The organism is Marinitoga arctica (genome assembly GCF_054657315.1).
Map to the genome: position 1 here is coordinate 1 of NZ_BAAHYY010000019.1, position 13,433 is coordinate 13,433.

Here is a 13,433-nt window from a genome sequence, read left to right on the forward strand (position 1 = left end):
GAAAGATCCGAATCAACAGTTATTTATACCGTATTTGGGCGATTCAATTTTACACCAATAGAAATTTATTCTAATAAAAAATGGAAAATTAATACCCCATATGGAATATTTGAATTACCTTCAAATATGATTCTTTCAGCTTTTTTACCTGATATTAATAGCTTAAATAAAAATATCATTTATTTATTTAATGGAGATTATTTTTTTTATAATTCAGTATGGTTAAAAGATTCTTTATTTAATTTTTCGGTTTATAATTACACTATTAAAGTGCCTAAAAAAAATATTCTATTTCTAAAAGACTCTTCCTATAATCCAAAATTAATCCATTCTGATAAACCATATAGAATAAATATAAATAATGAACTATATTTATTAAATGATTTTATTATAAAAGATGATAAAATTTACCTAAACAATAAAATAATTAAAAATCCTAAAATTTTATTTATTTCAAATTCTATTATAAATTTATTTATTCTTAATGATAAATTTTTAAGTGGTATATCTGCAAAAGATAATACTTTATTCGTATCAGGATATTCAAAAAAATTTTATGAAATAGATATAATAAAAGGAATAAAAAATACTTATAACCTTGAAACTTATTCATATGATTTTCCGACAATAATAAATAATAAAATTTACCTTTCAGGATTCAATAAATCAGGAATTTTTATTATAGATTTAATTAATAAAAATTCCCAAAAGATAAAGACGCCATCTCTTTATTCAGGTATTTCGATAATAAATAAATCTAAATATCTAATCCATCTATGGAGCAAAAAATTATTGCTATATAATATAAATAATGACATTATAAATTCCTTTAATGTAATAACTTCAAAAAGAAGTCCTTTAATAGATTATGAGGGGTATATAATTGATTTAGATATTAGCGGAAATTTATATAAATTTGATTCAAATTTAAATGTCATATGGAAACTCGAATTGAAAGGTAAAACTGATTATTTTAACATTGATAAAAATAATAACATATATATCAATGGTCCGGATAATAAATTTTCTATTATAGACAAAAATGGAAATTTAATATATGTATATTCATTGGAAGACATTCCCTCTTCATTTCCTCTTATTGACGAAGAAGAAGATATAGTATATGTTTCTTTAAAAAATTCTTACTTATATGCTTTAAAAAACAATAAAGTACTATGGAAAACTTATGTTGGATTAGTTTCAGGAACAGGTGTACTGACAAAGAAGTATATTATTCTAAATAATTTAAAAAATGAAATATTATTTATAAATAGAGCAGATGGTAAGATAGAAAAAGCATTACATTTAGGTTATTCAGGCTTTTTATCAATGGATAATAACGGATATCTTTTTTTCTCTTCATCAAAAGGACTTATTGCTATAATAGATGTTAATGATCAAGTAATAAATCAATACAAATTTAATATTTACCATACAGGAAATCCCTATATTCCCTAATATAATTTTAGCTTTTTTTATTTAATATATGATGAATATTTGAAATTTTTATCCAACTGAACCTATCAAGGTTCAGATTTTTTTATATAAATACTTTGACTTGGATATGCTAAATTAATATCATCATATTTCGAAAATTCTTCAAGAATTTCTTCCCAAATTTCATGAGATGAATTTCTTCTTTTACGAGGACGACATAAATATCTAATAGTTAGTAAAATCCCGCTATCTTCAACACTAGTATAAACAATGGGAGTTAATTTTTTATAGAAAATCATGTATTTTGCTGCTGCTTTTTTTAATTTTTCCTCTGCCTCTTTACTTAAATGCTCTGCATATTTATTAGCAATTTTTAATAAAATATTTTTAGCTTTTTTCCAATTACTATTAAAAGTGATTAAAACCGGAATTTCATTCCATATAAACTTAAAATCTTTTGTATAATTTGCAAGCTTTTGGTTAAAAATAACGCCATTAGGTATGTGTATTATCCTCCCTGTACTTTGTTCAGCATTAACCCAATTACTTATTTCTAAAATAATAAAATTTAGAGCACTAATATCAATAACATCCCCAGCATACTCTCCTATTTCTATTCTGTCTCCAATAATAAATGGTTTTTTAGAGATTATATACAACCAACCAGCAAAATTTATTATAATTTCTTTTAATGCTATTGCTAATCCTGCAGAAAATAATCCAAGGAAAGTAGATAAAGATTGAAATCCTGAAAACCAAATTTTTACTATAGCAATAAATCCTATTAGTGCAAAAACATAATTTACAGTTTTATTCCAATAATACTTAACTTTAGGGTCTTTTATTTTATCTATTAATATTTTATAATTTATCTTTTTCAACAAATATAGAACAAAAATTGTAAATATTGTTATTAATAATCTTTTTCCCATATCAGAAAATATAAATTCATTAATATTGTCCATATTTCACCTCAATCAAGAATTTTTTTTACAATTTCTTCTAATGTAAAAGGTTTTAATATATAATTATTTATCTTATATTTTGCTAAAATGCGCAATTTTTCTGTTGATTCATCAGACCCTATTACATTTATTTTTATATCTTTAAAAAAGATATTAGCTTCCATCTTCATAAGAAAATTTAATAAATTATCAAATTCATCATAATCTATAAATATAGAATGCATATCTTTATATTGATTAAAGACATATCTATATCCTTCTATAAAATCTTTTGCTTCAATACCTATATAATTTAATTTTTGACTAATAGATTTTATAATCTTTCTTATAGTATCAGAATAGCTAATAATTAAGATTTGTTTTTTAGAAAAAGTTTTAAATAATAAATCTATAAAATTTTTATAAAATTCTTTTACTTCTAATTTTGTTATATATTGAATATTACCAGACAAGTGATCAAAAATTTTTTGATCATTATTATTACTTAAATTTATTAAAACTGGGAATTTTTCTATTTTATTTTTATTTCCATAATAAAGATTATAATCTATAAAGAAAAGTTCTCCCTCATTAAGTTCTTCTAAAGAATTTATTATATGAAAGTTTTTTTTCATCTTTTTCGATATTATATTTATAAATTCAATAAATTTTTTATCTTGAGAAAATACTTTTATATTTAAATCATCTATGAAGTAAGGTAACGTTCTTAAAATTAAATCTCTTTTATTAAACGGCTTTATGAGAAAATCATTAATCCCATTTTTTACAGCAATTAAAACCTCCTCTTTTTTATTATGTTCTCCAGAAATCATGATAACTGGTATATTTTTTTTACTTTCATCGTTTTTTATTTTCATCAAAAAATCTATTCCATTCTCTCCTGGTAAATTCCAATCTAAAAAAATAAGAGAAATGTCTTCCTCATTTAAAATTTTTTTTGCTTTTAAAGTATTTTCGGCAAATAATATTTCTATAAATTCATTAAATTCATAAAAACAATATTTTATATATTCTCTTGATGTAGAAGAATCATCAATTATTAAAATCTTCTTTTTCATTTTGCACCTCTTTATTATTGTTTCTTCTTTATTATATCATAAAAAAGACATCAAATTTTATTCTTTTCGAAATAATAAAAATTATATTTTAAAGAAGAATTTATATAATTTCTGAAGAAATAAAAAGGAGGTTTTAAAATGCAAGTATCGTTAGATCAACTTATCAATGTTATAATGGCTAAACTAGAAGGGTTAGAAATGTCTTTAGAAGATCTAAAATTCAGAACCAACATCGCATTAAGAGTGTTATATAAAAACGAATTATTATCAGAAGAAAATTTAGTTGAAGCTATAAAAGACGAATTCAAAGCACATACTGAATTAGAAGGAAAAGGTATAGAATTACCAGAAGAAAAAGCAAAAGAAATGTCCAAAGATATTCTTAATTGGATTAAAATCGATTTGGAAGAAATGAAGAAAAAAATGAAAGAATATGAAGAGCAATTAAAACAAATGTTACAACAAGCTGAAAGCCCTGATATAAGTATTGCTTCACCAGATTTATTAAATCAATTAGAGCAAATGAAAAAAAACCCTAAGGGCAACAATGGTGGTTTAATATTTTAATATATCCCTTCCGAACTCCGGAAGGGATATTATTTTTTTATATTATATCCTAATCCCGATGTTTTATTAGAATTTAATTTTAATATCAATTTATTATAATCATAATTATTTTTTTCAGATAAATATTTAACTGCTTCTTTAATATCATAATTACTATTCTTTAAAGATTCTGAAACTTCATCATATCCAAAAATTTCAATTAATGGAGTTACAAGAGTAAATGACTTATCTAAATTTTCACGACATTTTTTTTCATTTGGTTGAATTAATTTCATATACTCTTTTAAGGCATATGTTGCATTTTTCAAAAATTCTAACGATTTTAATGTATAATGAATAATCATAGGAGTTAGATGATTTAATTCTAAATTTCCCAAGCTTGCTCCATTAGTTATTAGATTATCGAAAGATATAACACTCATTGATAATTGAATTACATATTCAGACGTTACTGGGTTAACTTTACCAGGCATAATTGAACTACCAGCTTGTATTTTAGGCAATATTATTTCATTTATAGCATTTGATCCCAAAAGTCTTATATCATTGGATATTTTTATTAAATTTACAGCTAAAGATTTTAATAATCCACTAACCTCAGAAAATACATCTAAATTTTGTGTGGAATCTATTAAATTTTCTGCTTTAGCAATACCAATTTTAGTAATTTCTCTAACTTTATTTACTATCTTCAATATATAATCTTTAGGTGCAGCAATCCCGGTACCTATAGCTGTACCTCCTATATTTACGCTTCTAATTCTTTCTTCAACCTTATATAATCTCCATCTATCTCTACTCAAAGCATCAGCCCAAGCACCAAATTCTTGTCCTAAAAGAATAGGCACAGCATTCATCAATTGAGTCCTTCCTATTTTTCTTATTTTTGTATATTCTTTTTCTTTTTTTTGTATTTCATCTTGTAATTTAATTATATTTTCTATTAATTCTCTTAATTCTATAATTATCGCCATTTTCCCTGCAGTGGGAAAAACATCATTTGTAGATTGATGCATATTTACATGATCCAATGGATTAATAATATATTCAGATCTTTTGCCTCCTAATATTTCAGTAGCTCTATTAGCAATCACTTCATTAATATTCATATTAATAGATGTTCCAGCGCCTCCACTTAATGGATCAACAATCACATATTTCATTAACTTTTCCCATTCATCACATGCTTTAGAAATTGCATTTTTATATTCTTCGTTCAAATATCCTAACTCGCCATTTAAAAGAGCTGCTGCTTTTTTAATCATAAAAAAAGCCCAAATAAAATTTTTATTAAAGTTTTCTCCTGTTTTTGGAAAATTATTCAATGCTCTATATGTATGAATGCCATAATATACATCTTCAGGAAGTTCTACTTCACCTATAAAGTCTTTTTCTTTTCTCATTTTTACACCTTCTTTAATTCTGGGAATATATCCAATGCTCTATCTAAAACTCCATGCAAATAAGAAATAATAACTCCATAATTTACAATTGGAATATCATACATTTTTGCAATATTAATTCTTCTTAACATGCTTTTTCTAGTTAAAGTACATCCACCACAATGAATAATTAATTTCGCATCTTTGACTATCTCAAAATCTGGAAATTCAGCCCCAGCAAAAAACTCTATATCCAAGTCAATACCTAAATGATTTGTAAGCCATCTTGGAATTTTAACTCTCCCAATATCTTCAGTTAATGGTCTGTGAGAACATCCTTCCATAATTAATACTTTATCATTTTCTTTTAAATTTTCAATTGCTTTTATACCATCAGATAATATATTCAAATCTCCTTTATGCCTTGCTTCTAAAATAGAAAAGGTAGTTAATGGAATATCAAAATCTATATCTGACACAACTTTCATTACGCTTTGTGAGTCAGTAATTACTAAATCGGGTTTCTTATTTAATTTTTCCAAAGTATATCTTAGTTCCCTTTCTTTAGTAACAATAACTATTGCTTCTCTATCCAAAATTTCCCTAATAGCCGTAACTTGAGGCATAATCAACCTTCCTTTAGGAGCTCCTAAATCTATTGGGACAACTAAAACAATTAATTGACCTGGTTCAATTAAATCTGCTACTAGTGGAATTTCTTCCTCTTTGGGTAAAATATTAGCCATTTTTTCCTTTAAAATATCTATATTCTTTTTTTCTTTTGCTGATATTTCTATAATTTCATTTCTTGAAAAAGATTTTTTTATTTCTTCAATATTTTTAATTTCATCTATTTTATTAATAACAATTAAATATGGAATTCGTAATTTATCAAATTCATTCATCAATTTTTCTTCATAATGAGATTTAACATCTGAAACTACTAATAATGCTATATCTGCTTTATATAAAGCTTTATTAGCTTTTTCTATCCTTTTTTTACCCACACTACCTTCATCATCAATACCTGGAGTGTCAACTATGGTAACAGGGCCTAAAGGAGCTAATTCCATAGTTCTATAAACTGGATCAGTAGTTGTTCCAGGCATATCACTTGTAATTGCTATTTCTTGATTTAAAATAGCATTTATCAATGTAGATTTCCCAACATTTCTCTTTCCTGTAATTGCTATATATTTTCTATATCCTTTCATTGCAGAAGCCATATTATGCCTCCTTAAATATTTTTCTTAAAGTAAATGGTGGAATTCTTAACCCCATATCTATTATTTTTTGTGCAGTTTCTACAAGATCAACTTTAATTTTCTTATCATAAATATTGTAATTTTCTCTATATTCATCTGGAGTAATATTTACCATTATTACATTACAACCACAATTTAAAGCTTTATATTGAAAATCTCTATCTATAGTACCTAAAGCTGTTGTAGCCGGCATTTGAGCAAAAGGAATGCTCAACCTAGTAGCTGCATATGTATTTAACGTAAGTTCTGCTGAACCATTTTCATAATTTTCTAATGGTGTATTTTGTGATGAAATAAAGGGACCCATTCCTATCATTTTTATATTATGCTCTTTCATAAAAAGTATATCTTTTGCTATATCTTCAAGTGACTGTCCCGGGAGGCCAATTATATTCCCTGAACCTGTAATATAGCCTAATTCTACTAAATAATCTAATAACTCTATTCTTAAATCATAATCTTTATCAGGATGTATATTATCAAATATTTCTTTGTTTATAGTTTCATGCTTTAATAAAACTTTAGAAGCTCCAGCTTCTCTAAATTTTTTATATGCTTCTTTGCTCCTTTCTCCAATAGATATTGAAACAGCTGTTTTTAATTCATGATGAATCTTATAAATTAATCTTTCCAACATTTCATCTGTATAATAATCATCTTCTCCTGATTGTAAAATTATTGTGGTTAATCCCATTTCAACTCCATTTTTAGCAATATTAAACATTTCATCAACAGAAATCCTATATCTTTTTAATTTTTCATTCTGTACCCTAATACCACAATAATAACATCCCTTCTTACAATAATTACTAAATTCTATTACTCCTTTTAATGTTATTATATCTGTATTTAATTCTTTATTTACTATATCCGCTATTTTATATATATGCTCTCTTAACTCCTCATCTTCAAAATATAATATTTTTAAAATGTTATTATAATCCAATGTTTTATGTTCTTTAAAATAGTTTATTATACTTTTTATTTCATCTGGTACTATTAAAGAATCTAATTTTTCATATAATCTTTGGAATCTCTTTGATATATTAATCACCCCTAAAAGTATAGATCTCTTTCACCTTTTCTTATTTTTTCCATTTTTTCCAATAATTCTTTTTTAAATTTATTTTCATTTGGAATGTTACGTAATTCTTCTTCAATTCTCTTTAATCCGATTTCTTTAGTTTTTTCAGGCGCATAATCTTCCAAATATTCCAAAAAGGTTAAAATTGCATTTGGTGTACAGAATCTTTTTACGAAACCAGGTATAGCAAATTCCATAAAATGTTCTCCCGTTCTTCCTAGTCTATAACATCCTGTACAAAATGACGGCAAATAACCTTCTTCTGCTAATTCTTCAATTATTTGCTCTAAAGTTCTATTATCTCCTAATAAAAACTGACTCCTTTTTATTTTTTCTTCATCAGATTCATGATAACTACCTACTCCTATAGAAGAACCACCATCAATTTGGGATACTCCAAATTTTAACACTTCATTTCTTATTTCAACTGGTTCTCTTGCTGTCAATATCAATCCTGTGTATGGAACAGTCAATCTTAAAATAGCTACCAACTTTTTAAAATCCGTATCAGATACCGCATAAGGAGGTCTCTCTGCTATAGGTGTATCTAGTGCTGGTTCGATTCTTGGAAAAGATATTGTATGAGGACCAACATTAAATTTTTCTTCAAAATGTATTGTATGATAAAGTAATCCCATAGCTTCAAATTTCCAATCATATAATCCAAATAATGCACCTATACCAACATCATCCAACCCAGCTTCAAAAGCCCTATCTAATCCATATAATCTCCATAAATAATTAGATTTAGGACCACTTAAATGATATTTTTTATATGTTTCAAAATGATATGTCTCTTGAAAAATTTGGAATGTACCAATACCAACTTCTTTAAATAATCTATAATCTTCTACAGTTTGTGGAGCTGCATTTACATTTACTCTTCTTATTTCACCTTTCCCTTTCTTAGTATTATAAATAGTTTTAATTGTTTCTGTCATAAATTTTGCATCATATTTTGGATGTTCTCCAAAAACTACAATTAGTCTTTTATGACCTTTATCCTCAAGTGCTTCTACTTCTTCAACAACTTCCTTTAAATCCAAACTTCTTCTTTCAATTGTTTTATTTGTAACTCTAAAACCACAATATTGACAATTATTAATACACTCATTTCCAATATATAAGGGTGCAAATAAAACTATTCTATTTCCATATATTCTTCTTTTTAACTCTCTAGCTCCTTCGAAAATCTCTTCTAATAAATCCTTATCTTCTACATTTAAAAGTGTAGCCATTTCTTCTGGTTCAAGCCTATTTTTATCCAATGATTTTTGAATTATCTCTCTTACCTTTAAAGGATCTGGATTTTTCGTTTTCTCCAACAAATCAAAAATTTTTTCTTCTGGAATAAAAGATTTTACATTTTCAGTAGCTTTTTTAATATAACTAATATTTAACATATTTTCACCTCATATCTTTAAAGTATTTGTCTTTATCTTAACCGAACTAATTTGACCTAATTTACCAGATAATGCACCTAATTCATCTGTCGACATTTCTACTACTAAAAATATTATCGCTATTCCTCTTTCTTTCATAGGATATCCAACCCTTAATAAAATTTTTTCTCCATAATTGTGCAATATATCACTTACTTTTTGATAAGAAAGTTTTCTATCATACACAATTATAGAAATTGTACTAATCTTTTTTTCCATAAAAAATCCCCTTCCTTTCTTTGACACCAAGGAAGGGGAATATTATTATCCCTTATATATCTCCCCTCCCTTGATGTCAGGATTTTTCCCTTCATCTCAGGAGAAATTATTCACTTTTCTTGTGATTATTATAACATAGTTTTGTTACAAAAATTTTAATCAATAAAAAAGAATAGCCCGAAGGCTATTCTATATCTATTGCTTTTTCTGATTCCCATAATCCATGTATATTACAATAAGAATGGGCTATTAATGTACCTTTTTTATCAAGTTTTATATGTGTAACAACATGTGGCTCAGTTACTGATGGGCCAAATTCAAATCTACCTAAATGAACTGTATTTGGATTTCCTTCATAATGAACATATAAATCAATCCACGAAATATGGTGTTCAACAGTGTTAGGATGAGGAATATCCTTACCAACTTGAACCTCAACTTTAAATAACTCACCAGCTTTTACCTTTTCTGGTGCATCTATAACAGGTACATGTTTTTCATTTTTAAAATCTGCACTTTTTATTACATCGCCTAATTTCATTATATTCACCCCTTTTTAAAATTCTTTAAATTTTTCTGCTGGCGCACCACATACAGGACATTTATCAGGAGCTGCATCAAATGTTGTATATCCACATACCTCGCAAATAAATATTTTTTTATCCTCTAAATCATCATTATTTTTTAAATATTCTCGAGCATCATTATACATCCTTTCATGTATTTTTTCTGCTTCCAAAGCAAAATGAGCACTTCTAACTGCTTCTTTTTCTTCTTGAAATTCTGATGCATTTTTATATACTGGATACATTTCTTCTATTTCAAAATGTTCACCAGCAGCTGAATCTTCTAAGTTAGAATCAACAGCACCCAAATAACCCAATGCTTTAAAATGATTTCTTGCATGAACAAACTCTGCATATGCAATAGCTCTCCACAATCTTGCTAAGTTTTTTTTCCCTTGCGCTTCTGCATCTTCAGCATAAATAGAGTATTTCATATGAGCTTTTGATTCTCCACAAAATGCATCTTCCAAGAATTTTTTTGTCATTTCTCTTTCAACCATTTTTCCACCCCCTAAAAAGATTTTAAAATTAAAACAATTACAAAAATATTCTATAGTTTTTGTTTTAAATTAATGTTTCATTTTTTTTACAAAAAATATTCAAATTTGTATAATATCTAGAGAATTCTAAAAATATAAATTCATATTTCAATCTTAAATATACTTCAAAAAAAATTTTTATGATATAATTAATTGAATATTATTATATGGAGGTCTATATGGAGAAAAAATACAAGGATTTACAATTTTATAAATTTTGTGCATACGGGTTTCTAAAAAATTTAAGATTTTTTGATCCATTCTTAATCCTTTTCTTTTTAGAAAAAGGATTATCTTATTTTCAAATTGGTATTTTATATTCTATTATGAAGATAGCAACAAATATTTTCGAAATTCCAACAGGAATAATAGCTGATACTATTGGAAGACGCCGTTCAATGGTTTTTTCATTTTCTAATTATATTATTTCTTTTTTTATTTTTTATATTTCTAAAAGCTATTATCTGTTTGTATTTTCTATGATATTATATGCTATGGGTGATGCATTCAGGTCAGGAACACATAAAGCTATGATTTTAGAATATTTAAAAATAAAAGGTTGGACAAATATAAAAGTCCATTATTATGGAAATACTCGATCATGTTCGCAATTGGGATCTGCTATTTCATCTTTATTAGCTGCTTCTATAGTTTTTTATTCAGGAAATTATCAAATTATTTTTTTGGCTTCCATTATACCATATATTCTTGATTTAATTCTCATGCTTACTTATCCAAAAGAATTAGATGGGGAGTTAAAAAAAATTAATATCCATAATTTAAAAAGATCTTTTTTAATTGTACTAAATGAATTTAAATTAGCTTTTAATAATTTTAATCTTTTTAAAAGTGTTATATTAACTACCTCATATAGCGGATATCATTCTGCTATTAAAGATTTTCTACAACCTGTTTTAAACTCTTTTGCTTTATCGCTTCCTGTATTTATTTATTTAGAAAATGAGAAACGCTCTGCTATTGTTATTGGAATAGCTTATTTTATTATTTATATCTTAACTTCATTTTTTTCAAAAAATTCAGGAAAGTTTGCTGAAAGGTTCAAAAATTTATTTATTCCCTTGTTAATAACAATGAATTTAGGATTTATTTTTGGTATAATTAGTGGTTTTTCATATAATAAAAACTGGTTATTTATTTCTATTTTTTTCTATATTGGTATTTATTTAACCGAGAATCTAAGACGTCCTATTGGTGTAGCTTATATTTCAGAAAACATCAATAGCAACATTTTAGCTTCTGTGTTATCTGTTGAATCTCAACTAAAAACTATTTTATCAGCGATTATTACCCCTGTTGTTGGATATTTTGCTGATAAATATAATGTAGGTGTTGCTATAATAATTATATCTATTTTAATGCTTTTTATTAATTTAACTTTTATAAAAATAAATCATAATTCATGACTTTTATCTTTGACATATATATTTTTCATACCTTACTTAAAGTATCTATAAAAATAAATTTGAATTAATCCAAATTTGTAGTTACAAGATTTTTCAAATATCCTGATAATAAAACAGATATTTCCTCTTCCAATCTCTTTTCATTTGGAAAAAGAAATATCTGTTTTTATCTATTCTATAACTTAAATATACATATTTATTCGTTTATTATTCCTAATTTTAAATTCAAATTATTCTTTTTTGGTAATATTTCAACTACAGTTGGTTTATACTTTTTTTTAAAAACTGTTCTATCTAAATAAGCTATAACTCCATAAGCACCAACTAATCCCAAGATACCAAACAAAAAGGCTTGCATATCATTATTGGTTATAAAATAAGATATTAATAAAAACACTAAAAATGATAATAGAGGAAAACCATAAATAATGAAAGATATTTTAGATATTGAAAAATCTGGTATTTCAATGACAACATAATCACCTATTTGGGGTATCTTTCTAAATTGATTAACATCAATTCCCATAACTCTTTCATTATTTCCTCCACCTAAATTACATGCTCCATTTATTGAACAACTTTCACAACTTGAACTTCTTGTGCTTATTAAATTAACTTTTTTATTATCTATAGAATTAACTATAAAAACTTCTCTCATTCTATTCCTCCATATCTAAATTTATTATTATTTTTGATATTATTGTTTGTCTACATTTGTTAACAACAGTATAACTTTCCTGAGTAAGGAAATAAGCCTTAATATAAGTTTTATATTTTTCAACCTCTTCTTCTAAACTTCTATCTAATTGTTCCATATACTCTCCATCAAGTACACGATTTATTAAATCATATCTTCCTTCATCTATCATGCGAGGTTTTCCTCCTTTAATAACTTTTGGAACTTTTTTCTTGCATAATGTAATCTACTTTTAACGCTTCCCAATGGTTTACTCAATTTTTTCGCTATTTCATCATAACTCAATCCGTCTATATCTCTTAACTTTATTAACATACGATCTTCTTCAGATAAATTTTCCATAACTTTTTTTATCTTTTCCATTTCTAATTCATCAAATACTTCATTAGAAACATTTACATTAGATTCTGGTTGAATACCTATTCCTTCAGTATAATTTTCTGTCAAATCAATATTTTCAACAAGATTTTTTTTCTTTTTTCTAATATAATCTTTACCAACATTAGTAGTTATTTGATATATCCAGGTTGATAACTTCGAATCCCCTCTAAAAGTATGAATTCCCTTAAATATTTTGAAAAAAACTTCTTGAAGAGCATCTTCTATTTCACTTTGATCTACAAACTTTTTTAAAGTAACATATATTTTTGGAGCATATTGATTATATAAATCTTCAAAAGCTTCCTTATCTTTTTGTTTCAATTTTTCAATTAATTTTTTTTCATTCAAGAAAAATCACCTCTTTGTGGTTTTCTTATATTATACCACAAAAGAGGTCTCTACATATT

The 13,433-nt window shown here is 25.6% G+C and carries 15 protein-coding genes; 3 read left to right on the forward strand and 12 right to left on the reverse strand.

The features are described from left to right. The coding region (locus ACYQ44_RS06415) for a PQQ-binding-like beta-propeller repeat protein (protein ID WP_459996082.1) at positions 1–1,458 on the forward strand (1,458 nt) is incomplete at its 5' end. Between the two features lie 65 nt (positions 1,459–1,523). On the opposite strand, the gene ACYQ44_RS06420 is transcribed toward ACYQ44_RS06415, so the two are convergent. Both ACYQ44_RS06420 and ACYQ44_RS06425 read right to left on the reverse strand, forming a co-directional pair. Next, on the reverse strand, positions 1,524–2,402 hold the full coding sequence (locus tag ACYQ44_RS06420; RefSeq protein ID WP_459996084.1) for a mechanosensitive ion channel family protein: 879 nt from the start codon (positions 2,400–2,402) through the stop codon (positions 1,524–1,526). Between the two features lie 8 nt (positions 2,403–2,410). Then, positions 2,411–3,460, reverse strand: coding sequence for a response regulator (locus tag ACYQ44_RS06425; protein WP_459996086.1), 1,050 nt, complete (start codon positions 3,458–3,460; stop codon positions 2,411–2,413). 138 nt (positions 3,461–3,598) lie between these two features. Here ACYQ44_RS06425 and ACYQ44_RS06430 point away from each other — a divergent pair, with 138 nt between their 5' ends. Further along, a complete protein-coding gene (locus tag ACYQ44_RS06430; RefSeq protein WP_459996087.1) occupies positions 3,599–4,027 on the forward strand; it encodes a hypothetical protein in 429 nt (142 codons plus the stop codon). A gap of 29 nt (positions 4,028–4,056) precedes the next feature. On the opposite strand, the gene ACYQ44_RS06435 is transcribed toward ACYQ44_RS06430, so the two are convergent. From ACYQ44_RS06435 to ACYQ44_RS06465, 7 genes are all read right to left on the reverse strand, one after another. After that, positions 4,057–5,430, reverse strand: a complete 1,374-nt coding sequence (locus ACYQ44_RS06435; protein WP_459996088.1) for an aspartate ammonia-lyase — start codon at positions 5,428–5,430, stop codon at positions 4,057–4,059. Between the two features lie 2 nt (positions 5,431–5,432). After that, positions 5,433–6,635, reverse strand: a complete 1,203-nt coding sequence (gene hydF / locus ACYQ44_RS06440) for a [FeFe] hydrogenase H-cluster maturation GTPase HydF (RefSeq protein WP_459996090.1) — start codon at positions 6,633–6,635, stop codon at positions 5,433–5,435. Position 6,636: 1 nt separating this feature from the next. Beyond that, complete coding sequence (hydE, locus tag ACYQ44_RS06445) at positions 6,637–7,728, reverse strand: [FeFe] hydrogenase H-cluster radical SAM maturase HydE (protein WP_459996092.1); 1,092 nt, start codon at positions 7,726–7,728, stop codon at positions 6,637–6,639. A 2-nt stretch (positions 7,729–7,730) separates the two neighbouring features. Beyond that, complete coding sequence (gene hydG / locus ACYQ44_RS06450) at positions 7,731–9,161, reverse strand: [FeFe] hydrogenase H-cluster radical SAM maturase HydG (protein WP_459996093.1); 1,431 nt, start codon at positions 9,159–9,161, stop codon at positions 7,731–7,733. Positions 9,162–9,170: 9 nt separating this feature from the next. Next, positions 9,171–9,419: a TM1266 family iron-only hydrogenase system putative regulator gene (locus tag ACYQ44_RS06455; protein WP_459996094.1), complete on the reverse strand. Its 249-nt coding sequence runs from the start codon at positions 9,417–9,419 to the stop codon at positions 9,171–9,173. A gap of 184 nt (positions 9,420–9,603) precedes the next feature. Beyond that, the gene (locus ACYQ44_RS06460) at positions 9,604–9,960 is read right to left on the reverse strand and encodes a class II SORL domain-containing protein (protein WP_459996096.1); all 357 of its coding nucleotides are present in this window, start codon (positions 9,958–9,960) and stop codon (positions 9,604–9,606) included. Between the two features lie 15 nt (positions 9,961–9,975). Next, entirely contained in the window at positions 9,976–10,485 is a 510-nt protein-coding gene (locus ACYQ44_RS06465; RefSeq protein WP_459996097.1) for a rubrerythrin family protein, read from the reverse strand. A 218-nt stretch (positions 10,486–10,703) separates the two neighbouring features. On the opposite strand from ACYQ44_RS06465, the gene ACYQ44_RS06470 reads away from it, so the two are divergent. After that, positions 10,704–11,948 carry an MFS transporter gene (locus tag ACYQ44_RS06470; protein WP_459996098.1) on the forward strand — a complete coding sequence of 415 codons (1,245 nt, stop codon included), beginning with the start codon at positions 10,704–10,706 and terminating at the stop codon, positions 11,946–11,948. Positions 11,949–12,144: 196 nt separating this feature from the next. Here ACYQ44_RS06470 and ACYQ44_RS06475 read toward each other — a convergent pair whose 3' ends face one another. From ACYQ44_RS06475 to ACYQ44_RS06485, 3 genes are read right to left on the reverse strand one after another with little or no spacing between them, the layout of a single operon-like run. Then, positions 12,145–12,606, reverse strand: a complete 462-nt coding sequence (locus ACYQ44_RS06475; RefSeq protein WP_459996100.1) for a SoxR reducing system RseC family protein — start codon at positions 12,604–12,606, stop codon at positions 12,145–12,147. A gap of 1 nt (position 12,607) precedes the next feature. Continuing rightward, positions 12,608–12,817 (reverse strand): hypothetical protein, encoded by a 210-nt coding sequence (locus tag ACYQ44_RS06480; RefSeq protein ID WP_459996101.1) that lies wholly within the window; start codon positions 12,815–12,817, stop codon positions 12,608–12,610. Further along, positions 12,814–13,374 (reverse strand): RNA polymerase sigma factor, encoded by a 561-nt coding sequence (locus tag ACYQ44_RS06485; protein ID WP_459996102.1) that lies wholly within the window; start codon positions 13,372–13,374, stop codon positions 12,814–12,816. Before ACYQ44_RS06485 ends, ACYQ44_RS06480 begins: the two co-directional genes overlap by 4 nt. Positions 13,375–13,433 lie beyond the last annotated feature (59 nt).